The sequence below is a fragment of the Pedobacter sp. UBA4863 genome, assembly GCF_002399615.1.
GTDB lineage: Bacteria > Bacteroidota > Bacteroidia > Sphingobacteriales > Sphingobacteriaceae > Pedobacter.
Genome location: NZ_DHDZ01000035.1, coordinates 281 through 16981, shown reverse-complemented (window position 1 = coordinate 16981; position 16701 = coordinate 281). Strand labels below are relative to the sequence as shown.

Annotated in this window: 11 protein-coding genes; 6 read left to right on the top strand and 5 right to left on the bottom strand. The window is 38.6% G+C overall.

Going from position 1 to position 16701, the window contains the following annotated elements; all coding sequences use genetic code 11:
• Positions 1 to 193: 193 nt before the first annotated feature.
• Positions 194 to 967, bottom strand: coding sequence for an FKBP-type peptidyl-prolyl cis-trans isomerase (locus B3I52_RS08120; RefSeq protein WP_293300235.1), 774 nt, complete (start codon positions 965 to 967; stop codon positions 194 to 196).
• A 93-nt stretch (positions 968 to 1060) separates the two neighbouring features.
• Entirely contained in the window at positions 1061 to 1480 is a 420-nt protein-coding gene (locus B3I52_RS08115; protein WP_293300233.1) for a nucleoside-diphosphate kinase, read from the bottom strand.
• Positions 1481 to 1849: 369 nt separating this feature from the next.
• On the opposite strand from B3I52_RS08115, the gene B3I52_RS08110 reads away from it, so the two are divergent.
• The 3 genes from B3I52_RS08110 (at position 1850) to B3I52_RS08100 (ending at position 4941) form a co-directional block, all read left to right on the top strand.
• Positions 1850 to 2860, top strand: coding sequence for a DHH family phosphoesterase (locus B3I52_RS08110; RefSeq protein WP_293300231.1), 1011 nt, complete (start codon positions 1850 to 1852; stop codon positions 2858 to 2860).
• A gap of 190 nt (positions 2861 to 3050) precedes the next feature.
• Positions 3051 to 4064: an FKBP-type peptidyl-prolyl cis-trans isomerase gene (locus B3I52_RS08105; protein ID WP_293300229.1), complete on the top strand. Its 1014-nt coding sequence runs from the start codon at positions 3051 to 3053 to the stop codon at positions 4062 to 4064.
• Between the two features lie 109 nt (positions 4065 to 4173).
• Entirely contained in the window at positions 4174 to 4941 is a 768-nt protein-coding gene (locus tag B3I52_RS08100; RefSeq protein WP_293300227.1) for a TatD family hydrolase, read from the top strand.
• A gap of 115 nt (positions 4942 to 5056) precedes the next feature.
• Here the strand turns inward: B3I52_RS08100 and B3I52_RS08095 are convergent, their stop codons facing one another.
• The 3 genes from B3I52_RS08095 to B3I52_RS08085 are packed head-to-tail and all read right to left on the bottom strand — an operon-like array spanning position 5057 to position 10565.
• Positions 5057 to 5869 carry a glycoside hydrolase family 16 protein gene (locus B3I52_RS08095; RefSeq protein ID WP_293300225.1) on the bottom strand — a complete coding sequence of 271 codons (813 nt, stop codon included), beginning with the start codon at positions 5867 to 5869 and terminating at the stop codon, positions 5057 to 5059.
• Positions 5870 to 5897: 28 nt separating this feature from the next.
• Complete coding sequence (locus B3I52_RS08090; protein WP_293300223.1) at positions 5898 to 7430, bottom strand: SusD/RagB family nutrient-binding outer membrane lipoprotein; 1533 nt, start codon at positions 7428 to 7430, stop codon at positions 5898 to 5900.
• 33 nt (positions 7431 to 7463) lie between these two features.
• Positions 7464 to 10565: a SusC/RagA family TonB-linked outer membrane protein gene (locus B3I52_RS08085; RefSeq protein ID WP_293300221.1), complete on the bottom strand. Its 3102-nt coding sequence runs from the start codon at positions 10563 to 10565 to the stop codon at positions 7464 to 7466.
• 245 nt (positions 10566 to 10810) lie between these two features.
• Between B3I52_RS08085 and B3I52_RS08080 the strand changes: the two genes are divergently transcribed.
• The 3 genes from B3I52_RS08080 (at position 10811) to B3I52_RS08070 (ending at position 16572) form a co-directional block, all read left to right on the top strand.
• Positions 10811 to 13714 (top strand): ligand-binding sensor domain-containing protein, encoded by a 2904-nt coding sequence (locus B3I52_RS08080; protein WP_293300219.1) that lies wholly within the window; start codon positions 10811 to 10813, stop codon positions 13712 to 13714.
• A gap of 228 nt (positions 13715 to 13942) precedes the next feature.
• Complete coding sequence (locus B3I52_RS08075) at positions 13943 to 14959, top strand: asparaginase (RefSeq protein ID WP_293300217.1); 1017 nt, start codon at positions 13943 to 13945, stop codon at positions 14957 to 14959.
• A 197-nt stretch (positions 14960 to 15156) separates the two neighbouring features.
• Positions 15157 to 16572 (top strand): MBL fold metallo-hydrolase, encoded by a 1416-nt coding sequence (locus B3I52_RS08070; RefSeq protein WP_293300215.1) that lies wholly within the window; start codon positions 15157 to 15159, stop codon positions 16570 to 16572.
• The last annotated feature ends 129 nt before the right edge of the window (positions 16573 to 16701 follow it).

The following is a 16701-nucleotide window of genomic DNA, read 5'->3' as shown; positions in this document are numbered from 1 at the left end:
TAGGGCTTGACATGTGGCATAGCATAAAAATAAGACCCCAAACTCACGTTAGTTAATGTGAGTTTGGGTTAAGACCTATCTGAAATGATGTTTGAAGTGTATTTTTTATTATGTTACGCTTCAATATTGGTGGGACAATAAAAAAAGACACCCTATAAAGATGTCTTTTACGAATTAAAGCGTTTGAGCAATATTACTGTTCCTTTCCGCCAACCTTAATCAGTTCCACTTCAAAAATCAATGTGCTGTAAGGTGGAATATCTTGGCCTGCGCCTCTAGAGCCGTATGCTAAGTTGTAGGGAATGAAAAATCTATATTTAGCACCTTCTTTCATTAAGGCAACGCCTTCTGTCCAGCCTGGTATTACTTGGTTTAGTCCAAAAGAGGTGGGCTGGTTTCTTTTGTACGAACTATCAAATTCAAAACCGTTTAACAAGGTGCCTTTGTAGTGTACGGTAACTTGGTCGGTAGTTTTTGGCTGTGTGCCGGTGCCTTCTGTAAGCACTTCGTATTGTAAGCCGCTAGCAGTGGTTTTAATGCCGGGTTTAGTTTTGTTTTGCGCTAAGAAAGTTTCGCCTTCTTTAATGGTTGGTTCAAACTTTACCCTTTCTTTGGCTTCGCGTACTTTGTTTAAGCTTTCGAACAGGCTGTTAATTGCGCTTTGACAAACTTGTTCATCCATCAGAGGTTTGGCATCTTTATTAAAGGCATCTTTTAAGCCTTTGGTTAAAAGGTCGTAGTTTAAGCTTTCTAGGCCGCCAGATTTTAGGTTGCCCCCCATGGCTATACCAAAAGCGTAGCTGGCAGAATCTAGCTTATTTTTAAAAATAACTGGTTTGGCAACAGTAATTGCAGCAGTTTTTTTAACTGGTACTGTTTTTTTTGCCGTAGTGGTTTTAGGTTTGGTTTGTGCAGCCGCATTAAAAGCAGCGGCAGATGCTAGTGCTATTAAAAATATTTTCTTCATTATTTGTGTTAAAAGGCGAAATATACAACAAAAAAATAAGCACCCAAAAAGAGTGCTTACCTATAATTTTATCGCTTTGCGAAACTAGTTAAATTAGAAACGTTCGTTGGCAGCGAAGAAGAAATCACCTTCAATTTGCGCATTCTCATCAGAATCAGAACCGTGGATAGCATTTGCATCAATTGATTTTGCATACTTCTGACGGATTGTTCCTTCTGCAGCTTCGGCAGGGTTGGTAGCGCCAATTAGGTTTCTAAACTCTTCAATAGCATTATCTTTTTCTAAGATAGCCGCCACGATAGGGCCAGAAGACATAAAACTAACTAAATCGTTATAAAAAGGACGTTCTTTGTGCACAGCGTAAAATTCGCCAGCTTTTTCGGCCGAAAGTTTAGTGTATTTTAAAGCAATGATTTTAAATCCAGCTTTGGTAATATCATTTACGATTGAACCAATGTGGCCATTAGCAACAGCGTCAGGCTTAATCATGGTAAAAGTTCTATTTGTGCTCATTTTTATAAATTTTTTGCAAAAATACGTTTTTAAGTTTAAAGCCAAAAGTGAAAAGTAAAAACCTTGTGATCATTGTAGTTGGCTTTAACCCGTAGTGCATTATTGATTTAGTTAGTTCTCCTCCCCCTTGCCCCCTCCAAAGGGGGACACATGGCGTATAACTACACGATTTGCATATCCCCCTCTTGGAGGGGGCAGGGGGAGGATTTAAACTTCATATACAAACATTTGTATATCAATTATTTATTATCTTATTGATAATACACTACGCGTTTAGCTTTAATGTTTATTTAGCAACTAATCCAAAAAACTAACAAAGCAAACAACCAACAAACCAATAAATCACTAACTTCGTTTCTTATATAAAATATGATATCAGTTACAGAACTCAAGAAACTACTTTCTACGCCTCAGCAAATTGTAATTACTACGCACCATAAGCCAGATGGCGATGCCATGGGCTCTTCGTTGGGGCTGTATGCTTATCTCATTCAAAAAGGGCATCACGTTAGTTTAATTACACCAACAGACTACCCCGAGTTTTTACATTGGTTGCCCAATAATGCCGATGTAATTGTTTACACCGAGCAGGTAGAAAAATCGGTGTCTTTGGTAAATGAGGCCGCATTAATTTTTTGTTTAGATTTTAATACGCTTAGTCGCATTAACGAATTGGGCGAGCATATTAGAAATGCCTCCGCGGTAAAACTGATGATAGACCATCATTTAGAACCCGAAGATTTTGACGATTATCGCCATTGGGACATTAATGCCTGTGCTGCTGCTCAGTTGGTTTATGATTTTATTGTAAATGTAATGGAAGAGCCAGAAAAGGTAAACAAAGACGTGGCTACTTGTCTTTATACAGGTATCATGACCGATTCGGGCTCGTTTCGTTTTCCCTCGGCAACATCAACGGTTTATCGCATTGCGGCAGATTTAATTGACTTGGGCGCCGAACATTGGCGTATCCACCAGTTGGTGTACGATAATGTTTCTGAAAATAGGTTGAAATTTTTAGGCTACTGCCTGTCTAATAAATTAGAAATATTGAGAGAATATAACACCGCAATTATTAGCGCCACTAAAGAAGAGTTACACCAATATAATATTGTTACAGGCGATACCGAAGGTATTGTAAACTACGCTCTCTCTATAAACGGAATTAAGCTAGCCGCTTTTATTATCGAAAGAGCGGATAGGGTAAAACTGTCATTACGCTCTACTGGAGATTTCCCCGCTAACGAAATTTGTAAGAAATATTTTCAGGGAGGCGGGCACAGAAATGCGGCCGGTGGTGCTTCTGATAAGAGTTTGGAAGAAACCATGCTCGATTTTAAGAACATTTTGCCAGAGTATAAAAAGCAATTGTTGCAATAAGCGGTACAAAGCTAAAAACTTAATTTTTTAAGCAGAAGAAAATTAACCGTAAAAATATTAAGAAATAATAAGAAAGCTCGTTAACTTAGCGGGCTTTAAAAACAAAGATTAAAAGACAATTAGAAAAATAGATGAAACCATTCCGTTAGGAATAGCTTCAGCACAATTAAAAGACAATTAGAAAAATTAGATGAAAAAAAGTTTAGTAATACTGTTTGCTGCTACCTTAGGTTTAGCCGCTTGTAACACAGAGAAAAAAGGACCAGGTGGTTTGTTGTATAAAATTCACAAGTCAGGTGGTAAAGAAAAAATTGCAGAAGGCGACATCGTAAAGCTGAATTTCATTCAGAAAAATGAAAGAGATTCTGTTTTAGGCAGTACTTACGATAATGAACAAGCACAAGTTTTTCCGGTAGGTAAAAAACAATACGCTGGCGATATGCAAGATGTGTTAACATTTTTTGGAGAAGGTGATAGCGCAACTTTCAAAATTAACTTAGATACCATGGCCGCACAAACCAAGCAGCCTAAACCAGAACAGTTTAAAAACGACAAGTACATTGTGTTTACTGTAAAGGTAGAGAAGGTTTTCAAAAAAGGACCAAAAGAAGCTGATTCTACTTTCCAAAAACGTGCAGGCGATTTCTTCCAAGCAGATTACAAAGCCGATATGGATAAAAAGAAAAATGCTGAAGAAGGAAAAATCAAAGCTTACATTGCTGATAATAACTTAAAAGTACAAACATCGGCAAGTGGTTTGCAATATGTTATCGAAAAGCCAGGAGATGCAACAAGAGCAGCTGATGGCGATACGGTAAACGTAAACTATACGGGTAGATTTACTAAAAAAGGCGACGATAAAAAATACAAAGTTTTTGATACTAGCGACGAAAAAGTAGCTAAAGATGCTAAAGTGCACCAGCCAGGAAGACCTTACGGGCCAACTAAAATGGTAATTGGCGGTACAGTACCAGGTTTTACAGAAGCTTTAAAATTAGTAGGTAAAGGTGGTAAAGTTACTGCTATTATTCCTTCTAAGTTAGGTTATGGCGAGCAAGGTGGTGGCCCAATTGCACCTTACAGCCCATTGGTATTCGAAATTGAGATTGTGGATATTATTAAACCTAAAGCAGGCGCAGCACCGGCTGCTCCAGCGAAAGCTGTACCGGCAGGTCATTCGGCAAACGATGGTCATAACCATTAATCAAAACCTTAAAAGATGTAAAAAAGCTGTCCTCCGGGATGGCTTTTTTTATGCGGTTTTCTCCCAATAAACTAAAAAACAAACAAACCAAAAAACTAACTTTGCATCCATGTTACTTACCGATACCCATACCCATCAGTATTACGAGAAAGATTTAACCAAAAGACACGAGCAAATGCAACGCTGTTTTGATAATGGCGTAAAACGGTTATTTCTGCCCAATGTAGATGTGGCCTCTATTGCCATGATTGATGAAATGGTGAAAAGCTATCCCGAAAATTGTTTTGCCATGGCTGGCTTGCACCCTTGCGATGTAAAGGAGGGGTACGTGCCTATACTCGAAGAAATTTATAACAGCATAGCTGATAGAAAGATTTATGCCATAGGCGAAATTGGTATTGATTTATATTGGGATAAAACTACTTTGACCATACAGCAGGATGCCTTTAAACAGCAAATAGAATGGGCAAAGCAGCTCGATTTACCTTTTGTAATTCATTGTCGCGAAGCTTTTGATGAAGTTTTTGAAGTATTGGAAGCAACCAAGCATGAAACAATGCGAGGTATTTTTCATTGTTTTACAGGCAATGTGGCACAAGCCAAAAGAGCAATTTCTCTGGGCTTTTATTTAGGAATAGGAGGGGTAGTAACCTATAAAAAAGCAGGCTTAGATGCAGTTGTTTCAGAAATTCCGTTGCAACATATTGTACTAGAAACAGATTCGCCTTATTTGGCGCCGGTACCTTTTAGGGGCAAGCCAAACGAAAGCAGTTATTTGCTGCATGTGGCGCAAAAGATAGCCGATATTTATGGAATAACTACAGCAGAGGTGGCAGCAATTACCACAGAAAATTCGATAAAGATTTTTGGGGTTTAAGTGGCTTGTTGGCTGGGTGTTAAATTTTGGTATGCCATTAAAAAGAATTGCTTTACAAACTAGGAAAAAATCCAAAGTAAGTAAAGCAATTCATTAAGTGACTAAGATAAAACTCTTATCGTTGATAAACCCGTACGTAATCTATCTCGAACGTGTGCGGGAACAAGGTGTCGTCTATTCCTTTAGTTCCGCCTAAACCACCACCAATGGCCAAATTCAATATCAAATGAAATTTTTGGTCATAAGGCCAAGCTTTCCAGTCGGTTCCATTGTTTTTGTAGGTAAAATAAAGGTTGTCATCTACATAACTTCTCCATTCACGCTCATCCCATTCTAAGGTAAAAATATGGAAGTCGGTAGTTGCTGTTGGCAAATCAAAGTTTTTGGTTTCTTGGTTCCCGATAATGTGATTGAAAGCTAAGGTATGTGATGTAGATAATACCACGTTGGGATTTGAACCTACATGTTCCATGATATCAATTTCACCACTATTGGGCCATTCGCCGTACACATTCGCTGTTGGCAGCATCCAAATGGCGGGCCAAGTACCATTTCCACTAGGCATTTTTGCACGAACCACAATACGGCCATATTTCCAGTCGCCTTTGTTTTTGGTAGTTAGCCGGCATGACGTATATTTCTTGCCATTGCTATCGTGGCGTATTGCCGTAATCTGTAGTAGGCCATTGTTAACCTTAACATTCTGAGGATTGGCTACAGTGTACCATTGAGCCTCGTTGTTGCCCCAACCGAAACTGTTTCCAACCGTATCGTAATTCCATTTTGTACTATCTGGCAATCCGCGATAGTTAAACTCGTCCGACCATACTAACCGCCATTTTTCTGTGCTATTTTGTTGAACCCTGCACGACGCGGCAACTAAAAATAACAATGTCAAAAGGAATAAATTCCTCACGCTTCTCTTCATATATTTTTTATAAAACCCTAGCCTGTTTTTATTTGATAATCCACATTTTGCCGTTAATATCATCCACATTGGCATACTGACTAGCCAAAGCCGCTTTCAAGTTATCGGTATTATAGTTGTACTCCGAACTTGGGTAAAGCCAACGTGATGGAACAACATTTTTGTTGGTGATATTTAATGATGATGCAGGATCAACTGGAAATACCGGATAAGCATTTCGGCGATATTCAAAATAAGCTTGAATAGGGTTAATCATGAAATACATTACATATTTTTGCAGCCAAATTTGCTTCAACTGATCTGCTTCCTGTGCCTTAAAACTGGTTTCTCCTGTAAAATACGAATCGATATAAGTAGCGTCGATGGCCATTCCGTGTGAGTAGCTTGCGTTGGTTGCCATTATATCTCCTAAAGCAGCTTTTACTCCTGTTTCGTAATAATTTTTTGCTGTACCTGAGCTTATCCAATTTAACACACGGGCTTCTGCCAAGATAAGTTGCTGCTCGGCGTAAGACATGATTACACGAGGATCGCTATCTTGAACGGCTAAATATCTTTTGTTGAGTAAAGAATACGTGTTGGCCAAATGTGCGGTAGTAATATCCGTATAACTATCTGTAACATCTGCCCCCACATAAGCTGCGGGGTCATTTTGTAAAAAGCCATTTGAAATTTTATCTGCTGATGGCTCGGCATAGTAGAACAAACGGCGGTCGTTGTTCAGCAATTTCAAGTTATCGATTAAAGTTTCACTAATATCGGTGCGGCTGGTAAACAAATTATTTGTGCCCGATACTGGGTGCGGGTTGGTTGTTGCATATTTCAAACCTAAATAACCGGTGTTCTCTTGCAGTAAATTTGCACCGGTAACAATAGCTTGAAAACGATTTTTAATATCTAAAGACGAATCGTTGGCTCGTTTACTTAATGAAATTAGTACACGTAAGGCAAAGGCATTTGTAGCACGTCTCCATTTCGCTGGATCGCCATTGTATGGTGTTGGGTCACCATCAAATTTTTCGCCTGTGGCAAATAGACTAGCAGCATCTTTTAAGTCGTCTAAAATACCACGCATTATGTCTTCTTGCTTGTCAAATGGTACTTTTAATACGCCCGATGCACCATTGCCTGTTTGGCTGTATGGAACATCGCCTACTCGCATCGTCAAATTATAAAACATATAGGCTTTGGAGAATTTGGCCAGTGCTTTATAAGAGTTTTCCATGGTACTCCCTTGTGCGTACTTAAGCATACTCTCTATATTGGGCAACATGGTCATTGCGCCAAAATCGGTTGCGCCAAGCTCATTGTACTGAGCTCGCATCATACTTTCATTTGCAAAAGCAATGTATTTGGCAATAGCGTTTTCTTCTAAGTAAGCCTTTGCATCCCGACCATTAAATTTGAAGTTGCTCAAGATGAGATTGGTAGCCAATAAAGAAGCGTTTACTTTTTCGGTTGCATCTGGATTTGTGTTGATATCGTCAAACTTGTTGCAACCAGTACCGATGAGTAAGGCAGTAACTATCGGTAGTATTCCTGTTTTTATATTAAGTTTCATATTATTTTCCTATTAATTATTGAATAACAATTCTTAGAATCCAATTTTTAGGTTAAAGCCAACGTATCGTAAAGATGGATCGGCAAAGTTTTCAGTTCCGCCATCAATATCCGAATATTTGAATTGTTTAGACCAATAAATCAGGTTTTGCCCAATTGCAGAGACCGATAGGTTTTTTGCTTTAATCTTGCCTGCCCACTTGTTTGGCAAAGTATAGGTTAAAGCCAATTCTCTAAGTTTCATAAAAGTGGTGCTATACAAATCAACTGGTGATGGATTACCACCCCATGCGGTTCCTTTGTGTATTGAAGTGATATGATCCTTATAGGTAACATATACATCGTTCGGCGCAAATACTCTAGTATCGCTAATCACATGATAATTTGCATCGTAAGTAATGCTTCCTGAAACTACTTTTACACCATTGCCCAGATAGTTTTTGCTACCGGTAATGGTTGCGTCTTTGTATCGCTCTTCGGTTAATGAGTTAGGGTGGTTGCCCGAAATCCACATATACATTTCAGTAGTTGATTGTGCTTTACCTCCCACTCGTCCATCTAAAGATACACTGAGCGTAAAATCTTTATACGCTACCGATGAATTGATTCCCCAAATCCAATCTGGATCGGCATAGCCTACCAATGTAGTAATGGGTTTATAGGTTGCTTTACCAGCGTTAAATACGATATTTCCAGCATTATCGGTTTGGTATTCATTGATAGTATAATGATCGGCACGTAATCCTTTTTTCACCCAATCACGATTATTTACCGAATAAGTTGGATCTAACTCGGTATAATAAGTGGCAAATTTCGACCAGTTAAAGCCTAAATCCCATTTGATAGTTGAGTTTTTTACAGGTGTGGTGTTCAAAGTAAATTCGATACCTTTACGAGTACGTTCTTCTTTACTATTGGTAAATACGCCAGTATAACCTGATGCCGGGCTAACATTGCCGTTCACAATAAAATCATACATACGTTTTTGATAGGCCGTAAAATCAAGTGAAATTCGGTTTTTCAAGAAGTTTAACGTGGTGCCATACTCGAAAGTAGTTGCACCTTCAGCAAAAATGTCGTTAGGGCGAATACGATTTGGAAATGTTGCCATAGCCATTCCGTTCCATACATTGTTGCTGATATTAAATACGTTGTTAATGGCGTAAATAGACGCAGGAGTTTTGTATTGTGTCCATGACGCTCTTAACTTCCAGAATGATAACCAATCTGCCTTAACAAGCTCTGATGCGATGAAGCTACCTGCCACCGAAGGATAAAAGTAAGAACGGTTTGACGTTGGTAAGGTGGATGCCCAGTCGTTACGGCCGGTGGCTTCGATAAATGCCATATCTTTCCAGCTAACTCCAATTTTTCCGAAGAAACTATTGGTTTGTTTTTTATACAAGATAGAGCCTACGTTTACCGGTGAAACCGATGATTTTAAGGAGTAATATCCAGGAATTGATAATCCGGCATTGGTACGTGCTTCCATGCCTTCATTTTGAGTGTAAAACACCGATCCGCCCACAAAGCCGTCAATCACAAAATCTTTTATGCGTTTGTTCCACGAAAGTAGTGCTTCATTATTAGTGCTAAAACCGCGGCTCAGACCAACATTATAAGAACCTTTTTGCGATTCGCCCCAAATTTCTGTGCCTCCATCAATTACTTTAGATACGCCACCACCTTGAAACGAACCTTTGGAAATGCGTACTTCTTGTTTATTGCTATACGTATCATAACCAGTACGTACTGTAGCTTTCAACCAAGGAGTCAAATCATAATTTAAGGTTAGTTGGCCATTGAAGACGTCTTTTTTGTAAGGCTTGATGCGCTCGTAGCGATCAAAGTAAGGGTTGTTGCTTCCTGCGGTGTAGCTATTGTTCTGCTTTTCGTTTGGAATAGCCCAATAGTCTTTGTATTGGCGTACATCAAAATCGGGTGCAGCCCAAATCAGGAGCGCATACATGGGGTCGTATCCGGTATATCCACCAAAACCCATGTTTGGCGATGCGTAGTTATTATAAGCTATAGAGGTTGAAAGTGAGAATTTATTTAATTTAATATCGCCACCTACGCTATAAGTTACCTTGTTGAATTTCGAATTTGGATAGGTGCCTTTATTGTTCATCCAAGAAGCTGATGCACGGAAACCTCCCAAACTGCCACTTTGTGCAATACTTAAGTTGTTATTTAAAATATAGCCTTGTTCTTGAAAATTGGCAAAGTTGTCTTTTCCAATAGGCAAGTACGGCATTGCTTTATAGCTTTTACTTACCGGATCCCATTGCTTTACGGATTGACCCTCTAAAGGTGGCCCCCAAGCACCATCGGCGCTGCCTACGTAGGTGTTGGTTGCGGTATTTACCACACGGCCGTATTTGCCTTGCATTTCTGGAATAGCTAAATAACCTGCTTCAAACATTGTACTGGTATTGAGCGTGATGCTTAAGCCATTTCCTTCTGCTCCTTTTTTGGTGGTAATCATGATCGCACCGCTACCACCTCGTTCACCATATAATGCCGATGCCGATGCGCCTTTCAAAAAGTTAACCGTTTCGATGTCGTCCGAAGAAATGTCACGCATACTGATGTTGCCATAAGGAACGCCATCAATAACAATTAAAGGTTTCTCTCCTCTAAGGGTAATGTCTGGCTCGGTCATAAACTCAGAACTGTTTTTAATGGTTAAACCAGAAACTCTCCCTGTCAATGAGGTTGCCACATCAATACCTTTTACCGTTTGTAAGGTATTGCCTTTTACTACCTGTGTAGCATAGCCTAATGATTTCTCGGCTCGCTTGATACCAAGTGCTGTGATCACTACCCCCTGTAAGGTTTGCGAGTCGTTTTCGACTAGCCGTACGTTGATGGTGCTTTGTGTGCCTACTTTAATAATTTGTTTGCCAAAGCCTAAGTACGAAAACTCAAGTTGGTCGTTTGGATTAGCGGTGATGGAATAGGCACCTTGCGTATCGGTAACGACACCTTTATTTGTACCTAACACCCTAATAGTTGCGCCTTGCACAACCGTCCCGTTATCATCAGTAACTTTTCCGCTTATCGTTTTAGATTGAGCGAAGGTATAATTGGTTAGAGATAATAACGTAAAAATTAGAGTAAAAAACTTTCTCATAAAACGTTATTTTTTTGTTGATTATATCCAAACATCTACATAATCTTTTGCAAACAACAAATAATGAACCTCCCTACTACCTCCCTATAAAGTTAAAAACTCATCAAAAAATCAACTTTTATCAAGTAATTTACTCCTTAATACCTCCCTCTTAAAATGTTAAGACATTGATTTTTAAATAATTAAAACACTTTTGGGTTTTGGCGCTGATTATTTGATTGCTTTTTTGATATTTTTATCATGAAATGACAAAAAAACTAATCACTATAAGCTTTCTTCTTGTCCTTTTAATTTCATCAATTAATGCCCAATTACCGCATACAATTGGGCAGCCTGCTATTAGTAATTATTACCACGAGGAAATAAATTCGGGCTCTCAAAATTGGGCCCTCGCCCAAGACCAATTTGGATTGATGTATTTTGCTAACAATTCTGGACTACTTTGTTATAATGGTAAGGAGTGGAAAGTTTTTCGACTACCAAATAAAACAATTGTGAGGGCATTAACCATTAAAAACTCCAAAATTTTTGTGGGTGGTCAGGATGCCCTAGGTTATTTTTTTCCTAATAAAAATGGGGTGTTGCAATATCATTCTTTACTAGAGGAAATTCCAAAAAGCAAAAGACAGTTTGGCGATGTTTGGAGCATTGCACAGAATAATCAATCCATATATTTCCGTAGCGGATATACCATTTTTGAATACCAATTAATTAGCGGTAAGATTAGAAGTTTCGACTCGCCGCCAGGTTCGAGTTGGTCATTTATGGAGGTATGTGATGGGAAACTATACGCTCAAAACAATAGCGAAAATTTAATGGTGTTGACCAATAATAAATGGCACCGTATAAGTACTCAAACAATAAAAAGCCCAATTACATCTATTCAAAAATACGATAACGGGCATATTCTAATCTTTACGTTGCACAGTGGGGCATATCTATTGAATAACCAAAAGTTGATTAGTTTCCCTATTCCGAAAAGGATAACCGAATCTCAAATCTTATGCTCGTACAAGCTCGACTCGGGGCACTATGCCATTGGTACGGTTTCGGGTGGTATCTTTATCATAAACGCTCAGGGCCAAATTATTCGTAAATTTTCTGGTGAAAATGGTTTGCAAAACAATAATGTACTTTCTTTATTTCAAGATAAAAACAAAGTACTTTGGGCTGGCTTAGATGAAGGCATATCACTGATAGATTATAATTCGCCCATACAAATGGTTAGTGGTTACAGCGAAACACCTACACCCGGTTATACTTCAGCAATTCTTCATCAAAAGTTATATATTGGTACTACAGATGGCGTTTTTGTTAGCCCTTTAAATCTTGCCACACAACAAGATATTAGCCTGTCAAGTGCTTCTTTTAAAAGGGTGAATGGTACTAGTCGTCAGGTTTGGAGCTTGTTTCCACATCAAGGTCAAGTATTAATGGGCCATCACTATGGTAGTTTTATCATAAACGAAGTAGCTCAAAAAATCAGTAACTCCAACGAGGGAAGTTGGATATTTAGACCTATACCAGAATCAACAAATTTAATTGTGGGTACTTATGAGGGCATACAGCTTTTGCAACAAAAATCGGACGGTTATCAACTAAAAAAATATTCGAAAAATAATGTGGTAGAACCGCTTCGATTTGTAGAAGTTGATTCGGATAAACACTTGATTTGGGCATCGCACCCTTATCGCGGTGTTTATAAAATAAAGATGAATAAAGATTATAGTGAAATAGAAAGTACCCAATTATTAACAGAAAAAAATGGCTTGCCCAGTCAACTAAATAACTTTGTTTTCAAAATTAACAATGAAATAATTTTTACAACAGAAAAGGGTGTTTACCTATTCAACCCAAAGACCAGTAGATTTGTCAAATCAGAGAAATACGCACCTCTTTTTGGGCAAATAATGTTGAAATTTTTAGTTTCTGACCAACAAAAACAGGTATGGTTTGCTACCGAAAAAGAGGTGGGGGTGTTGAGCAACGGTAGCATAAAATATATTCCAGAACTACAAGGGAAGCTAATTGCAGGCTTTGAAAACATTTTGCCCTACAACAATAATAATGTGCTGGTTGCCGCACACAAAGGGCTTATCCATCTAAATTATAACCATTATAAACAGCGCTACAAGCAGCTTACCACTTTGCTTAATAAGGTAATTAGTAGCGGGAAGAAAGATAGTTTGCTTTTTAACGGATACTTTAGCAATGGAACTCAGGTTTTTAATCAACAGCCCAAAGAAACTATATTGAAGCTGCCTGCTCAATTCAATTCTTTTCACTTTGAATATTCGACCGATAGATATGAGCAAAACGCCAATATCAATTACAGCTACCAACTTCAGGGCTACGATGAAAATTGGTCGAGTTGGAGTACGAAAACAAGCAAAGATTATACGAATATACCTTACGGCAAGTACAAGTTTTCCGTCAAATCAAGAGATAATTTAGGCAACACATCTACTGCAAGCAGTTATTCTTTCGAAATCTTACCTCGATGGTATCAAGGAAAGTTGGCCTATACCCTCTACTTTATTTCTGCGGTCTTAATCATTTTACTTGCGCTCCAATTTCATCAAAAAAGACTTCGAAAACAGGAAGCAACCTTTGTGGCCAAGCAAAAAAAACTAAAATACATTCATGATCTCGAATTGGAAAAAAATGAAAATGAGATTATCCGTTTGAAAAATGACCACCTGGAAAGTAAAATGACCTACAAGAATAAAGAGTTGGCTGCAACAACAATGCATCTTTTTAAAAGAGGTCGCTTACTTGCTCGAATTAAAGAGGAAATAAATGAAGCGGTATCTAAGGGGAGTTTAAAAAATGAAACAACAGATTTAAGTAAGGTGCTACGCCTCATTACACTCGAAGAGCGTCAGGAGCATAGCTGGGAGCAGTTTGCCATTCATTTTGATGAAGTGCATAACCGATTTTTACAGAAACTTAAAAGCCAATACCCTGAACTTACCGCAGGCGATTTAAAGCTATGTGCTTATCTAAAAATGAATCTCTCCTCCAAAGAAATTGCTCAACTAATGCATTTCTCACTAAAAGGAATTGAAAACGGTCGGTATCGTCTTCGAAAAAAATTTAACTTAACAAGCAAAGACAGCTTGTCTAACTTTATTTTAAGTTTTGAATAAAACAATAAACCCCTCTCAAAAAGCAATATCTGTCTTTGTTAATTCAATCAAAAGGCTGATAGCGAAAAACTAACGTGCCCATATTTTAGAGTTAAATGGGTTTTTTATTGTGATATTCGCAAAATATACTTAGAGGCTTTAAAAATTTGCTAAAACTTGTTGAGGACATCCAATAAGCAGTAGATTGTTGCTTAATTTGTAGCTATAATCCAAAGCTTTACTTTTTTAATGACCAAGATACTCATCATTTATACCGGGGGCACCATTGGCATGGTAAACGATGCCAAAACAGGTTTCTTAATTCCCTTCGATTTTGAACAGATTAAAGAAAATGTTCCAGAACTGGGCAGGCTAGGGTATCAAATAGCGGTACATTCCTTTAACCCCATCATCGATTCGTCAAATATGCATCCGGCACAATGGAGAATTTTGGCCGAGTTAATTGAAAGTAATTATAATGAATTTGATGGCTTTGTGATTTTGCACGGTTCAGACACCATGTCTTTCACCGCATCGGCATTGAGTTTTATGTTAAAAAACTTGGCCAAGCCTGTAATTTTAACAGGTTCGCAGTTGCCTATTGGCGAGATTAGAACAGATGCAAAAGAGAACCTCATTACCGCGTTAGAAATAGCGGCAACAAAAAGCAAAGGAAAAGCAGTAGTGCCCGAAGTTTGTATCTATTTCGATAACCAGTTGTTTAGAGGTAATCGTTCTATAAAGTACAACACCGAAAAGTTTGAAGCCTTCCGTTCGCCAAACTATCCAATTTTAGCAGAAGCGGGAGTTCAATTAACCTTTTTCCATAAAGATATTTTACCGGTTCCAACAGCAGGTTTTTACATTCAAACAAAGTTCGATGCCAATATTGGGGTGCTGAAAATATACCCCGGCATGACCGAAGCAGTGGTTTATGCTGTAACCAGATCTAAAGTAAAAGCCATTGTTTTAGAAACTTTTGGCTCGGGTAATGCCACTACAGCCCAATGGTTTACCGATGCGTTGGCCGAAGCCATTGAAAACGGAAAGCACATTGTAGATATTTCACAATGCCAACGTGGCTCGGTACAGCTAGGCATGTACGAAACCAGTAGCGAACTGAAAAAAATGGGCGTAATTAGTGGTTACGATATGACCTTTGAAACAGCTGTTACCAAACTGATGTACCTGTTGGGAGCCAATTTGACAAGGGAAGAAATTACACAGCAGATGGAAGAACCAATTGCGGGAGAGTTGACGAAATAACTGTTTTCTTAGTTTTTTTAGAATCCCATATCATCGGACATTCCGTCTAATCACTTTCGGTCTTGCAAAAAGTAAAACTTCTGCAATTATGACCGTTGTCATTCCATTAACAAGGCTATAATCTTATCTTTGTTAAGGGTTGGTGGGTTTCAGGAATTAATGCCTTGCCTCACTACTAAATACTAACACATATAAAAATGAAAATAGAGCAAATATACACCGGATGTTTGGCCGAAGCAGCTTATTACATAGAAAGTAATGGCGAAGCCGCTATAATCGATCCACTTCGCGAAGTGGGGCCTTATCTTAAAAAAGCGGAACAAAACGGAGCAAAAATTAAATATATCTTCGAAACCCATTTTCATGCAGATTTCGTTTCGGGACATATTGATTTAGCAGAAAAATCTGGAGCTACTATTGTTTATGGACCAACGGCAAACACCGCTTTCCAAGCACATATTGCAACCGATGGCGAGCAATTTAAAATAGGAAATTTAACCATTACGGCTTTACATACCCCCGGCCATACCTTAGAATCAACCACTTATTTGTTAACCGATGCCGAGGGTAAAAACCATTGTATTTTTACAGGAGATACCTTGTTTATCGGCGATGTTGGTCGCCCAGATTTAGCGCAAAAAGGCACGTTGACTATGAATGATTTAGCGGGCTTGCTTTACGACTCATTAAATGAAAAAATAAAACCATTGGCCGATGAGGTAATCGTTTATCCAGGTCACGGTGCAGGTTCGGCTTGTGGTAAAAGCATGAGCAAAGAAACTTTCGATACCTTGGGACACCAAAAGCAAGTGAATTATGCGCTAAAAGCCGCCACTAAGGAACAGTTCATTAAAGAAGTAACCGATGGCATTTTGCCTCCTCCACAATATTTCGCTAAAAATGCAGCCATGAATAAAGGTGGTTACGAGAGTATTGATGAAGTTTTTGAAAAAGGGTTAAACCCATTATCGCCGCAAGCATTTGAAGATTTGGCAAATCAAACCGATGCTTTAATTTTAGATACTCGTGATCCGCAAGTTTTTGCAAAAGCATTTATTCCAAATGCCATTAATATTGGTTTAAATGGTCAATTTGCTCCTTGGGTTGGCGCATTGATAACCGATTTAAAGCAAAATATCTTGTTGGTAACCGACGAAGGAAAGGAAGAAGAGGCTATTACACGTTTGGCTCGTGTAGGTTACGATTATACCATAGGATATTTAGAAGGAGGCATAGCCGCTTGGCAAAATGCTGGCAAGCAAATAGATCAGGTTACCTCCATTTCTGCCGAAGAATTTGAGAAGGCCTACCAAAGCAATCCAGAAATTCTAGCGCTAGACGTGCGTAAACCTGGAGAGTACGAAGCAGAACATTTAGATTTTACACACCCACGCCCTTTAGATTATATTAACGATTGGACAAGTGAGCTAGATGCGCAAAAAACATATTATGTGCATTGCGCAGGCGGTTACCGCTCTATGATTGCGGCTTCTATTTTAAAAGCTAGAGGTGTTGACAAGGTAATAGATGTAGCTGGTGGTTACGGAGCCATTAAAAACACACAATTAAAACGTACCGATTTTGTTTGTCCAAGCAAAATGGCGAAATCATAATCGTTAATTAGAAGCGCCTTGCGGTGCTAGGGTACTTCTTTTAAGAAGCCTATAAAAGCTAAAAAGCCAGCTATTTATCATAACAGCTGGCTTTTTTAGTTTCTTAAGTAGCCCGTAGGGGAATCGAAC

Bases quoted from the DNA above. Each gene is read 5' to 3' on its own strand.
- B3I52_RS08120 (WP_293300235.1), bottom strand. From the start codon at position 967: ATGAAGAAAATATTTTTAATAGCACTAGCATCTGCCGCTGCTTTTAAT.
- B3I52_RS08100 (WP_293300227.1), top strand. From the start codon at position 4,174: ATGTTACTTACCGATACCCATACCCATCAGTATTACGAGAAAGATTTA.
- B3I52_RS08105 (WP_293300229.1), top strand. From the start codon at position 3,051: ATGAAAAAAAGTTTAGTAATACTGTTTGCTGCTACCTTAGGTTTAGCC.
- B3I52_RS08075 (WP_293300217.1), top strand. From the start codon at position 13,943: ATGACCAAGATACTCATCATTTATACCGGGGGCACCATTGGCATGGTA.
- B3I52_RS08110 (WP_293300231.1), top strand. From the start codon at position 1,850: ATGATATCAGTTACAGAACTCAAGAAACTACTTTCTACGCCTCAGCAA.
- B3I52_RS08070 (WP_293300215.1), top strand. From the start codon at position 15,157: ATGAAAATAGAGCAAATATACACCGGATGTTTGGCCGAAGCAGCTTAT.
- B3I52_RS08085 (WP_293300221.1), bottom strand. From the start codon at position 10,565: ATGAGAAAGTTTTTTACTCTAATTTTTACGTTATTATCTCTAACCAAT.
- B3I52_RS08095 (WP_293300225.1), bottom strand. From the start codon at position 5,869: ATGAAGAGAAGCGTGAGGAATTTATTCCTTTTGACATTGTTATTTTTA.
- B3I52_RS08115 (WP_293300233.1), bottom strand. From the start codon at position 1,480: ATGAGCACAAATAGAACTTTTACCATGATTAAGCCTGACGCTGTTGCT.
- B3I52_RS08090 (WP_293300223.1), bottom strand. From the start codon at position 7,430: ATGAAACTTAATATAAAAACAGGAATACTACCGATAGTTACTGCCTTA.
- B3I52_RS08080 (WP_293300219.1), top strand. From the start codon at position 10,811: ATGACAAAAAAACTAATCACTATAAGCTTTCTTCTTGTCCTTTTAATT.